The 13,548-nt window shown below is 71.6% G+C and carries 13 protein-coding genes; 7 read left to right on the plus strand and 6 right to left on the minus strand.

Translation table 11 applies throughout. The features are described 5' to 3' along the window. Positions 1–3 precede the first annotated feature (3 nt). The 5 genes from sufC to ACFQ2V_RS11385 are packed head-to-tail and all read left to right on the plus strand — an operon-like array spanning position 4 to position 3,616. Positions 4–780, plus strand: a complete 777-nt coding sequence (sufC, locus tag ACFQ2V_RS11365) for a Fe-S cluster assembly ATPase SufC (protein ID WP_386052803.1) — start codon at positions 4–6, stop codon at positions 778–780. A gap of 5 nt (positions 781–785) precedes the next feature. Continuing rightward, complete coding sequence (locus tag ACFQ2V_RS11370; protein ID WP_386052804.1) at positions 786–2,162, plus strand: SufS family cysteine desulfurase; 1,377 nt, start codon at positions 786–788, stop codon at positions 2,160–2,162. Further along, entirely contained in the window at positions 2,162–2,656 is a 495-nt protein-coding gene (sufU, locus tag ACFQ2V_RS11375) for a Fe-S cluster assembly sulfur transfer protein SufU (protein ID WP_386052805.1), read from the plus strand. Before ACFQ2V_RS11370 ends, sufU begins: the two co-directional genes overlap by 1 nt. Further along, entirely contained in the window at positions 2,653–2,988 is a 336-nt protein-coding gene (locus ACFQ2V_RS11380; protein WP_386052806.1) for a metal-sulfur cluster assembly factor, read from the plus strand. The genes sufU and ACFQ2V_RS11380 overlap by 4 nt, the downstream gene beginning before the upstream one ends. Positions 2,989–3,004: 16 nt before the next feature. After that, a complete protein-coding gene (locus ACFQ2V_RS11385) occupies positions 3,005–3,616 on the plus strand; it encodes an acVLRF1 family peptidyl-tRNA hydrolase (RefSeq protein WP_386052807.1) in 612 nt (203 codons plus the stop codon). A 3-nt stretch (positions 3,617–3,619) separates the two neighbouring features. Here the strand turns inward: ACFQ2V_RS11385 and ypfJ are convergent, their stop codons facing one another. Both ypfJ and ACFQ2V_RS11395 read right to left on the minus strand, forming a co-directional pair. Then, positions 3,620–4,576 carry a KPN_02809 family neutral zinc metallopeptidase gene (gene ypfJ, locus ACFQ2V_RS11390; protein WP_386052808.1) on the minus strand — a complete coding sequence of 319 codons (957 nt, stop codon included), beginning with the start codon at positions 4,574–4,576 and terminating at the stop codon, positions 3,620–3,622. Further along, positions 4,573–5,679, minus strand: coding sequence for a helix-turn-helix transcriptional regulator (locus ACFQ2V_RS11395; protein ID WP_386052809.1), 1,107 nt, complete (start codon positions 5,677–5,679; stop codon positions 4,573–4,575). Before ACFQ2V_RS11395 ends, ypfJ begins: the two co-directional genes overlap by 4 nt. Positions 5,680–5,888: 209 nt before the next feature. Here ACFQ2V_RS11395 and ACFQ2V_RS11400 point away from each other — a divergent pair, with 209 nt between their 5' ends. Together ACFQ2V_RS11400 and ACFQ2V_RS11405 are read left to right on the plus strand one after the other, a co-directional pair. Continuing rightward, positions 5,889–6,854: a hypothetical protein gene (locus ACFQ2V_RS11400; protein ID WP_386052810.1), complete on the plus strand. Its 966-nt coding sequence runs from the start codon at positions 5,889–5,891 to the stop codon at positions 6,852–6,854. 203 nt (positions 6,855–7,057) lie between these two features. Further along, the gene (locus ACFQ2V_RS11405; protein WP_386052811.1) at positions 7,058–7,672 is read left to right on the plus strand and encodes a GNAT family N-acetyltransferase; all 615 of its coding nucleotides are present in this window, start codon (positions 7,058–7,060) and stop codon (positions 7,670–7,672) included. Between the two features lie 60 nt (positions 7,673–7,732). On the opposite strand, the gene ACFQ2V_RS11410 is transcribed toward ACFQ2V_RS11405, so the two are convergent. The 4 genes from ACFQ2V_RS11410 to ACFQ2V_RS11425 are packed head-to-tail and all read right to left on the minus strand — an operon-like array spanning position 7,733 to position 13,526. Beyond that, on the minus strand, positions 7,733–8,647 hold the full coding sequence (locus ACFQ2V_RS11410; RefSeq protein WP_386052812.1) for a patatin-like phospholipase family protein: 915 nt from the start codon (positions 8,645–8,647) through the stop codon (positions 7,733–7,735). Between the two features lie 6 nt (positions 8,648–8,653). Further along, entirely contained in the window at positions 8,654–9,670 is a 1,017-nt protein-coding gene (locus ACFQ2V_RS11415) for an alanine racemase (RefSeq protein ID WP_386052813.1), read from the minus strand. Positions 9,671–9,676: 6 nt separating this feature from the next. After that, the gene (locus ACFQ2V_RS11420) at positions 9,677–10,795 is read right to left on the minus strand and encodes a lipid II:glycine glycyltransferase FemX (protein ID WP_386052814.1); all 1,119 of its coding nucleotides are present in this window, start codon (positions 10,793–10,795) and stop codon (positions 9,677–9,679) included. Between the two features lie 37 nt (positions 10,796–10,832). Beyond that, positions 10,833–13,526, minus strand: coding sequence for an MGH1-like glycoside hydrolase domain-containing protein (locus ACFQ2V_RS11425; RefSeq protein ID WP_386052815.1), 2,694 nt, complete (start codon positions 13,524–13,526; stop codon positions 10,833–10,835). Between the last annotated feature and the right edge of the window lie 22 nt (positions 13,527–13,548).

Here is a 13,548-nt window from a genome sequence, read left to right on the forward strand (position 1 = left end):
CACATGAGCACGCTCGAGATCAAGGGACTGACGGTCTCGGTCGAGACCGAGGACGGCCCCAAGGAGATCCTGCGCGGGGTCGACCTCACCGTGAAGTCGGGAGAGACCCACGCGATCATGGGGCCGAACGGCTCCGGCAAGTCGACGCTGGCCTACAGCATCGCCGGCCACCCCAAGTACACCGTCACCGGCGGCACCGTGACCCTGGACGGCGTGGACGTCCTCGCGATGAGCGTCGACGAGCGCGCCCGGGCCGGGCTCTTCCTCGCGATGCAGTACCCCGTCGAGGTGCCCGGCGTCACGGTGAGCAACTTCCTGCGCACGGCCAAGACCGCCGTCGACGGCGAGGCCCCGAAGCTGCGCACCTGGGTCAAGGACGTCAAGGAGGCCATGGGCAACCTGCGCATGGACCCCGCGTTCGCCGAGCGCAACGTCAACGAGGGCTTCTCCGGTGGTGAGAAGAAGCGCCACGAGATCCTCCAGATGGAGCTGCTGAAGCCGAAGGTGGCCGTGCTCGACGAGACCGACTCCGGCCTCGACGTCGACGCGCTCAAGATCGTGTCCGAGGGCGTGAACCGCGCCAAGGCGGCGAACGACCTCGGCGTCCTGCTCATCACGCACTACACGCGCATCCTGCGCTACATCAAGCCCGACTTCGTGCACGTCTTCGTCGAGGGCAAGATCGTCGAGGAGGGCGGTCCCGAGCTCGCCGACCGCCTCGAGGACGAAGGCTACGACCGCTACCTCGCTGCCGCGCCCGCGGCGGCCGTGGAGGCCTGAGCCGCATGACGCACGTCCTGCCCTTCACGGACGGGGAGCTCGCCGCGATCCGCGGCGACTTCCCGATCCTCGCGCGGACCGTGCGCGACGGCAGGGCGCTCGTGTACCTCGACTCGGGGGCGACGTCGCACAAGCCGACGCCGGTCCTCGACGCCGAGCGCGCCTTCTACGAGCAGCGCAACGCGGCGGTCCACCGTGGCGCCCACCAGCTCGCCGAAGAGGCCACCGACGACTTCGAGGCGGCCCGCGCCACGATCGCCTCGTTCATCGGGGCGCCCGCCGACGAGGTCGTCTTCACGAAGAACGCGACCGAGGCGCTCAACCTCGTCGCGTACGCCTTCTCCAACGCCGCGCCCACCGACGAGCCCAAGGACGACCGGTTCGTGCTCCGTCCCGGCGACGAGGTGCTCGTCACCGAGATGGAGCACCACGCCAACCTCGTGCCGTGGCAGGAGCTCTGCCGCCGCACCGGTGCGACCCTGCGCTGGGTGCCGGTCGGGGCCGACGGCGCGCTCGACCTCTCGGGTCTCGACGACCTGCTCACCGAGCGCACCAAGGTCTTCGCCTTCACGCACGTGTCCAACGTGCTCGGCACCGTCAACCCCGTCACCGAGCTCGCGCAGCGGGCCCACGCCGTCGGGGCGCTCGTGGTCGTCGACGCGTGCCAGTCGGTGCCGCACCTCGCCGTCGACGTGGCGACCCTGGGCGCCGACTTCATCGCCTTCAGCGGCCACAAGATGTACGGCCCGATGGGCGTGGGCGTGCTCTGGGGCCGGGCCGAGCTGCTCGACGTCATGCCGCCGTTCCTCACGGGCGGCTCCATGATCGAGCTCGTGACGATGGAGCGCTCGACCTACGCTCCGGCACCGCAGAAGTTCGAGGCGGGGGTGCCCAACGCCGCGCAGGCCGTGGGCCTCGCCGCCGCCGTCCGCTGGATCGAGGGCCACGGCATCGACCGCATCCACGCCCACGAGGCGTCCCTCGTCGACCTGCTCCAGCGTGGCCTCGCCGAGCGCCCCTGGGTCCGGGTCGTCGGTCCGGCCGTCGGCACCCCTCGCGGTGGTGCCGTGGCGTTCGTCGTCGACGGCGTGCACGCCCACGACGTCGGCCAGGTGCTCGACGACGCCGGAGTGGCCGTGCGCGTGGGGCACCACTGTGCGTGGCCGCTGCACCGTGCGCTCGGCGCAGCCGCGACCACGCGGGCGTCGTTCTCCGTGCACAGCACCGTCGGCGACGTCGAGGCGCTGCTCGCGGCGCTCGACCGGGTGCCCGAGATCTTCGGCATCGACGTCACCGACGCCGACCCCGACGCCGGCCTCGACGCTCCCGGCCACGCCCGCGCCTTGCGCGGCGAGCACGAGACCGCGAAGGAGGCCAGCTGATGGACCTCTACCAGGAGCTGATCCTCGAGCACTCGAAGCGCCCGCACCGTGCCGGCCTCCGTGAGCCCTTCGACGCCGAGGTGCACCACATCAACCCGACCTGCGGCGACGAGGTCACCCTCCGTGTCGACGTCACCGGCACGGGAGCCGACGCCGTCGTCACCGACGTCTCCTACCGGGCACAGGGCTGCTCGATCTCCGTCGCGAGCTCGTCGGTGCTCGCCGAGGAGGTCATCGGCCGTCCGGTGTCCGAGGCGCTCGAGACGTTCGAGGCGATGCGCGAGATGCTGACCTCCAAGGGCAAGGTCGCCGGCGACGAGACCGTCATCGGCGACGGCGTCGCCTTCGCCGGCGTCTCGAAGTACCCCGCACGCGTCAAGTGCGCGCTGCTCGGCTGGACCGCTTTCACCGACGCCCTGGCTCGCGCCGGAGTCGACATCTCGACACCCAGATCCAACACGAGTTCCGCCTCCCCACAAGGAGTTTCGTCATGACCCAGACCGTTCCCGCATCCACCCCGCCCAACGTCGCCGACGTCGAGGAGGCCCTGCGCGACGTCGTCGACCCGGAGCTGGGCATCAACGTCGTCGACCTCGGCCTCGTCTACGGCATCACCGTCGACGCCCAGTCGCACGCCGTCATCGACATGACGCTCACGTCGGCGGCCTGCCCGCTCACCGACGTCATCGAGGACCAGACCGCGCAGGCCCTCGAGGGGCTCGTCACGACGCACCGCATCAACTGGGTCTGGATGCCTCCGTGGGGCCCCGACAAGATCACCGAGGACGGCCGCGAGCAGCTTCGCGCGCTCGGCTTCAACCTCTGACCACGCGCCCCGACTCGTGACGACGCGCGTCATCGAGGTCGACCCCGCCCGGTTCGACCGTTGGATGACGGGCTTCGCCGAGCGCCACGGGCCCTACGACGCCGCCGAGGAGCCCACTCACGGCGGCGTCGTCGTCTCCGCTCGCGCTGCCGACGGCGCCACCGTGGTGGCAACGCCGTTCGCGTTCGACCCGCTCGGTGTCGTGCTCATCAGGCGGGGTGGGTATGCCGTCGGGCTGGCCTCGGGGAACGCCCTGACCGCCTCGAAGGTCGGCACCCGGCACGTCCAGTCGCGCACGGCCGCGGGCGGCTGGTCGCAGCAGCGCTTCGCGCGTCGGCGCGGCAAGCAGGCCGACGAGCTCGTCGAGGCCGTCGTCGCCCACGCCCGGAGGGTGCTGCTCGGCGACGACGAGTCGCCGCCCGCCGGGGCGGACGGCATACCTCGTGGGCTCGTCGTCGGGGGAGACCGCGCGCTCGTGCGCGAGGTCGTCGGCGCCCACGCGCTCCGCGCCCTGGCGGGGTTGCCGGTGCGCGAGCTCTACGACCTGCCCGACCCGAAGCGAGACGTCCTCGAGACGGCGCTGCGTCGCGGTCGCGCCGTACGGGTCGAGCTCACCGAGACCCCTTGAAGGTCAGCTGACGGTGTCGACGCCGAAGGTGTTGCACTGGTTGATGTCGCCCGTCTGCCAGCCCTGGGTGAACCAGTGCATCCGGGCCTCGGCCGAGCCGTGCGTCCAGTTCTCGGGGGTGACCCGGCCCTGCATCTTCTCCTGGATGCGGTCGTCACCGACGGCCGACGCCGCGGACAGGGCCGACTTGATGTCCTGCTCCGTGATCGCCTTGAGCAGGGGGGTGCCGCTCGCATCGGTGGTCTCGGTGGCGTGCTTGACCCACGTGCCGGCGAGGCAGTCGGCCATCAGCTCCACGCGCACGGCCCCGGAGTTGGGGCCCTGGGGGTCCTGCTGCGCCCGGTTCAGGATGCCGAGGAGGTTCTGGATGTGGTGGCCGTACTCGTGGGCGATGACGTACTCCTTGGCGAGCTGGCCACCGTCGGCGCCGAACTTGTCCTGCAGCTCCTGGAAGAAGCTGGCGTCGACGTAGACCTTGGAGTCGAGGGGGCAGTAGAAGGGGCCGACCTGCGAGTTCGCGGTGCCGCAGCCGGACTGCGTCTGGACCTGGTAGATGACGGTCCTCACGGGCTCGTAGTTCATCTGGTACTTCGGCAACGTCTTCTGCCAGTAGTCCTGGACGCTGTTGACCGTGGCCACGATGAGGCACACGTCGTTCCTGTTGGCGTCGGCACCGGTCTTGCACTGCGAGAACTGGCCCTGGTCGACCTGTCCGGCCGCCGCGACCTGGCTGCTGTCGAGCTGCTGGGACTGGAGGCCGCCGGCCGAGCCGCCCGAGTCACCGCCGCCGAGGATCTTGCCCCCGCCGAAGATCAGCATGAGCACGAGCAGGATGAGGCCGCCGATGCCGCCGCCCACCTGGATGCCCCCGGGGAAGCCGCCACCGCCCCCGCCGAAGCCGCCGCCCCCGCCGCTCTCGACCTGCGAGGTGTCGAGCTGGGCGTTGTCGTTGAAGCTCATGTCACCGCTCCTCGGGATCGGGACCGGGTGCTCCCCGGTCCGGTCGGGTTCACCCTAGTGCGCGGTGGCCCGGGACCATCGTCTGCTGCACCGGGGTCGTACCCGCTCGGCAGCTCCGTAGCGCGCGGTGAGGGGCGGCGCGGCGTGGGTCGTGCCGACACGGCAGACCGGGAGAGCCGCTCGCCCAGCTCCGCCATGGCGTCGACGAGGGCCTGCGAGGCCCGCACCTCGAAGTCGAGGGGCGTCACGGCGAGCTGGCGGGCGTACCACTCGGGGCTGTCGGTGGTGGCTCGCAGCAGGACCCCGCCCTCGGCCGGCTCGAGGCGACCGAGGCTTCGTGGCACCCAGCGTGCGGTGTCGTCGATCGTCTCGCGGAAGAGGACCTCGACGGGGTGGCGCCACCCCTCGGAGAGGTGCTCCTCGAGAGCGCGCACGGCGTCGAGGTCCGGCGGCGGCGTGAACGTCTGCGAGGTCGCGAACACGGAGACGACGCGGTCGACGCGAAGGGCCCGGACGGCCTGCCTGGTGTGGGAGAAGCCGAGGAGGTACCACCGGCTGTGCCGCAGCACGACGGCCCACGGGTCGACCTCCATGGGCCGCTCGGTCTCGGGGCCGAGGCGGTAGGTGAGTCGGACGCGCCGGGCCCTCGTGCAGGCCTCGACGAGCTGGCTCGTGACGGCCGCGTCGACGCGGCGGGCCTCCTCCGGCGGCGGACCCGGGTCACGCCGCACGGCTCGTAGCGGTTCGGCGACCGGCTGAGGGAGCACCCGCAGGATCTTCGACAGTGCGGCGCCGACGAGCTCGGTGGGGTCGGCGGCGTCGCGGTGGCCCTCGAGGACCGCCATGACGAGTCCCAGGGCCTCGGCGGCCGAGAACATCAGGGGTGGCAGGCGCAGGCCGCGGCCGACCCGGTAGCCGCCGCTGGGCCCGGTGGCCGACTCGATGGGCAGGTGAGCCTCGCGCAGGATCGCCACGTAGCGACGGGCGGCGCGTTCGGTGACGCCGAGGAGCTCGCCCAGCCGCTGGGCGGTGATGCCGGGGGAGTCCTGGATCGCCTCGAGAGCGAGCAGGGCCCGCGCTGTCGGGCTCGTGTCGCGCCGCATGTGCCTTCCGTTCCGGACGGTCTTCGTCCGGAACGACGCTAGCGCGTCGATCGCCTCCCGTGCCGAACGATCGCGGGCCGGGCGGCGGTCGTCCACTCGCGGCGCACCGTCCCGCGCGGCGCTTGCGCAATTCTTGCGAAAAGTCTGCGGACATACAGCAGGATCCGGACAATTCGGAAGGTCGTCGTCCTAGTCTCCGGAGTCATCACATGCCTGCCACGCCCCGCATCCGCCGCCGCCCTCGCCACGTCCTCGCACGCGCCGCCGGCTCGGTGCTCGTCGCCGTCGGTGTGGCGGCCGCTGCGCTCGCGGTCGCGCCGGGTGCCGCCGCCGCGTCGAAGCCCCGGACGTCCACGACCGGCGCGAGCCCCACGGTGACCGCCTCGTCGCCGACCGACACCCGGGCCATGTGGGTGTGGGACACCAGCACCCCCGCGGCAACGGTCGACCTGGCGGTGAGCGCCGGCATCGACCAGCTCTTCGTCGCGGTCCCGCCGAACCTCACGACGTCGAGCCAGCTGCCGGCGATCCGCACGCTGACGGACCGGGCGAAGGCCGCGGGCATCCGGGTCGACGCCCTCGGCGGGGACCCCGGCTGGGTCGACAACCCGACCTGGGTCGTCACCTACTGGCTCAAGCCGGCGAGGAACAGCGGGCTGTTCACCGGCATCCACGTCGACATCGAGCCCTACTCGACCCCCGCCTGGATCACGAACCAGCCATCCGTCGTGTCGAAGTACCTGGCGCTCCTCGACCAGCTCAAGGCGAACGCCGGCACCGCCCCCATCGAGGCCGACATCCCCTTCTGGTTCAACACGGTTCCCGCGACCGCGAGTGGCGGAGCCGGCTCGAGCCTCGACCGCGAGATCATGAAGAGGACGGCAGGGGTCACGGTCATGGCCTACCGCAACACCGCGGCAGGTCCCGACGGCACGCTCGACATCGCCACGGCCGCCCTCACGGCCGGTGTCGCCATGGGCAAGCCTGTACGGCTCGGGCAGGAGACGACCTACCTGGGCGACACTGCCGCCGAGACGAAGCAGACCTTCTACGGCTGGACCCGCACCAACATGGAGACCCAGCTCGCCGAGGTCAACGCCGGAGCTGCGACCTACTCGTCGTACGCCGGTCTCGCGATCCACAGCGCCGCCGGGTATGCCGCCATGACCCCCTGAGTCCCGGCACCCGCCCCGGACCACGACCACTCGACCCGGTCGTCGGCACGGAAAACCACCTGCGCCTCGGTGCCGGCTGGGGTTGGATCGTGTCGGCGGCCGGACGGCTGCCCCCGTGCGGAGCCGGTGGGCGATGGCCGCTCATCCACGAGCTGAGAGCAGCGTGACCGACGATGATGAGCTATCCGCTCCTCGCTGTGCGGGTGAGCACCCCGACGCTCGAGCTGCGCGGGGCCACCGACGAGCTGTTGGACCAGCTCGCCGAGGTCGTGCGTGAGGGCAGGACCCACGCCGAGCCGCCCCCGTACGACGACCCGATGTCCTTCTACGAGAAGGATCCCGACCTGCGGGTGGCAAAGTGGCTTCGCGCCGTCTGGCGCGGCCGAGGGCGGGTCGAGCCGGAGGCCTGGCGCCTCTACTTCGTCGTCATGGTCGACGGGCGCCCCGTCGGAGAGCAGACCCTGAGTGGTGTCGACTTCGCCACCCTGGGCACGGTCACGACGTTCTCCTGGCTGTCGACCGACCTGCGTGGTCGGGGGCTCGGGCGCGAGATGCGGGAGGCGATCCTGCACCTCGCGTTCGGCGGACTGGGTGCGAAGGAGGCCGCCAGCGATGCCTTCGTCGACAACGTGGGGTCCAACGCGGTGTCGCGGGCGCTCGGCTACGAGCCGAACGGGTCGGACTGGGCGACGCGGCAGGGTGAGCCGGCGCTGCTCAACCGCTGGCGACTCACGCGGGACGTCTGGGAACAGCGCCGCCGCGACGACATCGAGCTCCACGGGGTCGACGCCTGCCACGCCCTGCTGCCGCTCGCCTGACGGTCGGGGGCCGTATGCCGTCCCACGGCCGTCGCGGGGCACCCCTTTCGCCGTATGCCGTCAGGCCCAGAGCTCGGCGATGCTGCCCGCGCGCTCCAGGCCCTGGGCGTGGCCGCCGCGGGCCGCCTGGGGCATCGTCGCAGGGTCCAGCGCGTTGGCGTCGAAGACGTCACCGGACCGGGCGTCGGGGAACAGCGTCTCCACGGTGCTTCCGGCGGCGCGCAGCTCGGCGACCTGGGTCGCGAGGTCCATGCCCCAGCCGGACGGCATACGTGAGCGACCGCTGAACGGTGACATCACGAGCACCCGCCCGAATCCCCCTGCGAGGTCGGCGTTCTCGCTGCGGCGGTAGCCGCCGTTCAGGTAGCAGCCGGCGCCGATCGCGTAGGGGGTCATCGCCGACGTGCTGGCGGCGACCGCATCGACGAGGTCGACACCGCTGTGACGGTCGAAGACGACCGGCTCACCCGTCAGGGCGTCCACAGCGACGATCCGGACGTCCTGAAGGGGCCACTCGTGGCTCGGCAGGCGCGAGGCGACGATGTCGCGCCAACGCGACGGGCCGGGGCCGACGGACTCGTCGAGCTTGAGGGCGGCGGCACCCAGCCGACGACGCATGTCAGCCGGGTCGGAGGCCGACCCGATGATGGCGTTCGACCAGTCGAGGTAGCTCGGCCCCGAGACGGTCGTGCCGCGCGGCGGCGCACCCTTGCGGGCCGTCCCGGGCCGCCGTGGCCCCACGGCGGACACGGCGGCATACAGGTCGGCCGGCGAGGTGCCGCTCGTTACCTGGGCCGCCACCGTCGCGCCCGCAGACGTGCCGATGACGAGCTCGGCCCGGGTCACGTCGACCCCGCCGGCTGCCAGCCCGGCGATGAGGCCGAGCTCCCACGCGTTGCCGGCGGCTCCTGCACCGGCGAGGACGAGCGCCCGCCCGTCGGGGTTGGTGGGTCTGCCCGCAGTGGACGTCGTCATCGGGGGTCAGGAGACGATGACGGCGTCGGGAGTCGTCGTGGTGAGCCGCATGCGCACCGTCACCTCGTCGCCGACGCGCGGAGGGGCGACCCCGGCCGGCAGCGACAGCAGGCTGCACTGCATGTGCGGAGGCTCGGCGAAACGGGGCATGACACCCGAGACGGTGAACGGCGACCGCACCCGGTGGGCGGCCTCGAGCACCCCCTCGGCGACTGCGATGGCCCGCGAGCGCGGTGTCGCCGCCGACGACGGGCTCTCCATCGCCACCCCGTGCGACGTGCCGCCGCTGACGACGACGACGTGGCCGGCCGGCAGAGGGCGCTGGCGGTAGCCGGCGGGGGTGCCCTTCGCCACCGGCCGCACGTCGAGCACGTGGGCGCGCACCTCATAGGAGCCCTTGTCGGCGTACCAGAGGTCGGTGCCGACGCGGGGCCGGAACTCGTGCTCGGGGTGGCGCTCCGCCAGCGTCGCGAGCTCGGCGGTGGAGACGTGGGAGACGAACCAGGACCGCACGCCGGGCACCGCGGCGATGAAACGCGTGATCTCGTCGATGTGGCCGGTGCCCAGCGGCAGGTGGAGCGTGGCCCCGATGGCGTCGGCTGCGCCGGCGAGCTCGGCGACCTCGTTCGCGGGCGTGCCGAAGCGGTTCATCGAGGTCAGGCCCTCGACGACGACCCGCGCCTCGGGCGTCGCCCCCCGCAGGCCGTCGAGGTCGGCGTGGCTGGTCACCGTGTGCACCGCGCGCCGGTTGGCGAGGTCGGGCACGGCGGCGTGGATCGCGGCGCGGTAGGGCTCCATGACGAGCACGTCGCCGCCGTATGCCGCGAGCGCCTCGGGCAGCTCGGTGTAGGTGCCGACGGCCACCATCGGGACACCCAGCCGTGACGCCTCGGCGCAGAGCAGGTCGCGACCGAAGCCGTAGCCGTTGCCCTTGATGACCGGCACGATGCCCGGCCGGTCGGCCACGAACTGGTCGTGACCGGCCCGCCAGCGCTCACCGTCGATGTGCAGCACGAACGACACGAGGGATCACCGCCGCTTCATGTAGAGGTCGAAAGCCTTGTACAGCAAGCGGTTCAGCGGAAGGTCCCACTCGCCGGCGAGCCGCACGGCCTCCCCGCCGGTGCCCACCTTGAAGCGGATGAGCCCGATGTGGGGGTTGGCCTCGTCGACGGTGTTGGTGATGCCGCGCAGGTCGTAGACCGTGGCCCCGGCCGCGATCGAGTCCTGCATCATCCGCCACTGGATGGCGGTCGAGCCCTGCAGCTCGCGCTTGGCTGCGGTCGACGCGCCGTAGGAGTACCACGCGTGCTCGCCCACCCGGATGAAGACGGTCGCCGCGAGGACGTCGCCCTCGTGCTCGGCCAGGTAGACACGGATGCGGTCGGGGTCCTCGGCCGACAGCGCGGCATACATCTGCTCGAAGTACGCGAGGCCACGCGGGGTGAACCGGTCGCGTTCGGCGGTCTCGACGTAGGTGCGGTGGAAGGCCGGCAGGTCGGACGCGTCGCCGACCCGCACCGTGACGCCGTTCTTCACGGTCTTCTTGATGTTGCGCCGCCACAGCTGGTTCATGCCGGCGAGGACGTCGGCCTCCGACCGCCCGGCGAGCGGCACCTGGAAGACGTACTCGGGCTGCCCGGCGGCGAAGCCGTCCTCGGGGGAGAGGTGCCGGAAGCCGAGCCGCCGCAGCAGCTCGACGACGGCCGTGCCGGCCGGCTCGACGACGTCGGGCGTCGTCTCGTCGTAGCGCCGCACCGACGGGTCGCCGATCGCGGCCTTGATCGTCGCCGCGCGCCAGCGGTGCGTCGCCACGGGCGGCCCGAGTCGGAGAGCGAACGCGCCCTTGGCCCTGAGGTGGTCGCGCAGTGCACGCAGCAGCTCGACGAGCCTCGGCGACGACCAGTCGATGCACGGCCCTTCAGGGACGTAGGCGAGCGACCTGCCGATCTTGGGGAGCGAGCGGTGCAGCACGAGCGCCGCACCCACCATCTGCTCACCCTCGAACCAGCCGACCGACTCGGACCGCCACTCCTTCTTCACGTCGGCCCAGGCCGGCGTCTGCAGGAAGCTCGCCGACGGCTGGGTGTGCAGCCAGGCGAGGTGCTCGGCTGCGGTGATGTCACGTACGGAGATGGGCGCGCTCACGGTCGCTCACGCTACCCGAGGGGGAGCCGTGCCCGGCTCAGCCCCAGCCCATGGTGCGCGGGTCGGGAGGCAGGCGCGGGTTGAGCAGGTGCGCGACGAGTGCGGTCCAGCCGGTCTGGTGGGTGGCGCCGAGGCCCTCTCCGGTGTCGCCGTCGAAGTACTCGGAGAACGTCGGGTGGTCCGACCACAAGGGGTCGGGGCTCGACTCGATGCGCTTGCCGTCGGAGGGGCGCCGCCCGTCGACGGGCCGGAACAGTGCCGTGAGCCCGCCGTCGATGACGTCGGCCGCCTCGTCGAGCGTGCACCAGTTGCCCGACCCCGTCGGCACCTCGATGGTGAAGCTGTCGCCGAAGTAGCGCCCGTAGGTGCGCAGCTTGTCGGCGAGCAGCACGTTGACGGGGAACCACACCGGCCCGCGCCAGTTGGAGTTGCCCCCGAACATGCCGGTGCGCGACTCGCCGGGCTCGTACTCGATCGACACGGTCTCGTTGCCGACCCGCGCCGTCACCGCCTGCCGCTGGGCGGCGGACAGCGAGCGAATTCCGTAGGGGGACAAGAACTCCTCGGTGTCGAACATCCGTTGCAGGATGCGCCGCAGCCGCTTCGGCGGCACGAGGGTGAGCAGCATCTTGCCGTCCTTGCGCGCGAGCATCGGCTTGACCAGCTCGGGCCGGCGCTCCTGCAGCCACTTGAAGCGGCTCGTCACGTCGGGGCACTCCTCGACGACCCACGACGGGATCTCGGTCGCGCCGAGGATGGGAAGCAGCCCGACCATCGAGCGCACCCGCATGTGCGGCGCGCGGCCGTCGGGCTGCACCAGCACGTCGTAGTAGAAGCCGTCCTCCTCGTGCCAGAGGCTCTTGTCGCTCGACCCGAAGTGGCGCATCGCCTGCGCGATCGCGAGGAAGTGCTCGAGGAACTTCGTCGCGACGTCGTCCCAGGCCTTGTCGGTGCGGGCCAGCTCGAGGGCGATCTTCAGCATCTGCTGGCAGTAGAAGGCCATCCAGCTGGTCGCGTCGGACTGCTCGAGCCGGAACCCGGGCGGCAGCGGCGCGGACCGGTTGAAGAGGCCGATGTTGTCCATCCCGAGGAAGCCGCCCTCGAAGAGGTTGGAACCGTTGGCGTCCTTGCGGTTGACCCACCAGGAGAAATTGAGCAGCAGCTTGGTGAAGACACGTACGAGGAACTCGCGGTCGCGGTAGCCGTCGATGCGGTAGACGTGCCACGCCGCCCACGCGTGGACGGGCGGGTTGACGTCGCCGAACTCCCACTCGTATGCCGGCAGCTGGCCGTTGGGGGCCATCGCCCACTCGCGGCACATGAGGAGCAGCTGCTCCTTGGCGAACTCCGGGTCGACGTGCGCGAGCGGCAGGCAGTGGAAGGCGAGGTCCCAGGCCGCGAACCAGGGGTACTCCCACTCGTCGGGCATCGAGATGACGTCGGCGAGGGCGAGGTGCCTCCAGTGCTCGTTGCGGCCCTGCTTGCGCGACTCCGGGGCGCGGTGGCCGACGGGGTCGCCGTCGAGCCACTGGCGTACGTCGTAGCGGTAGAGCTGCTTGCCCCAGAGCAGGCCTGCGTAGGCCCGGCGCGCCACGTGCCGGTCCTCCGCGCCGAGTGACGGGTCCACGACGTGCTCGTAGAACTCGTCGGCCTCGTAGGCGCGCGTCGCGAGCACGTCCTCGAAGTCGTCGCCGAACCAAGACAGGGCGGGGTCGCCCGGCGCGAGGCGCAGGTCGACGGTGACGGTCTCGCCGGGCTCGACGGCGTCGAAGCGGTACCAGAACGAGCACTTGCTGCCGTAGCCGCCGGGGTTCGTGGCCTTGGTGCGCCCGTGCACGACGCGCTGGTTGATCGAGTCCTTGGGGTAGAGCGAGTGGTTCGCCGGGGCGGTGTCGCCGAAGAGGTGCTTGGCGTTGGTCTCGTTGTCGCAGAAGAGCGTCGTGGGCGAGCCCGAGGCGGCGAGGACGTAGCGGCCGAGGAAGCCGTGCGTCACCTCCGCCGCGCGGTAGCCCCGAGGTGGGCGGCCGTTGCGGCGGATCTCGTGCAGCTCCGTGACGCGGTCGTCGACGCCCCACGACCACGTGTTGCGCAGCCAGATCGTCGGCAGCACGTGCAGCGGCGCCGTCGCCGGGCCGTGGTTCGTCGCGGTGATGCGGATGCAGATGTCGTCGGGTCCGGCCTTCGCGTACGTCATGAGCACGTCGAAGAACTCGTTGTCGTCGAGGATCCCGGTGTCACCGAGCTCGTACTCCCGCTCGTGGCGGCTGCGCTCACGGTTCTCGCGACGCAGCTGCTCGTAGGGGAACTCGGCCTGCGGGTAGCGGTAGAGCCACCGCATCCACGAGTGGGTCGGCGTGCCGTCGAGGGCCCACCAGTACTCCTTGGCGTCCTCGCCGTGGTTGCCCTCCTCGTTCGTCAGACCGAAGAGGCGCTCCTTGAGGATCGGGTCCTTGCCGTTCCAGAGGGCGACGGAGAAGTTGACGAAGCCGAACCGGTCGCTGATGCCGCCGAGGCCGTCCTCGCCCCAGCGGTAGGCCCGCGAGACCGCCTGGTCGAACGGGAACTCGGACCACGCGTTGCCACCCGCGGAGTAGTCCTCTCGCACGGTGCCCCACTGGCGCCCCGAGAGGTAGGGACCCCAGAGGCGCCACGCGGCGTCGTGGCCGGGGGAGTCGGCGAGCCGAGCGTGCTCGGGGCTGGGCGGCTCGTCCGGGTGGAGCGGGCTGTTCATCCGCACATCGTGACGTATCGAC

Origin of the sequence: Terrabacter terrigena (assembly GCF_042676085.1) — a bacterium.
GTDB classification, from domain to species: Bacteria; Actinomycetota; Actinomycetes; order Actinomycetales; family Dermatophilaceae; genus Terrabacter; species Terrabacter terrigena.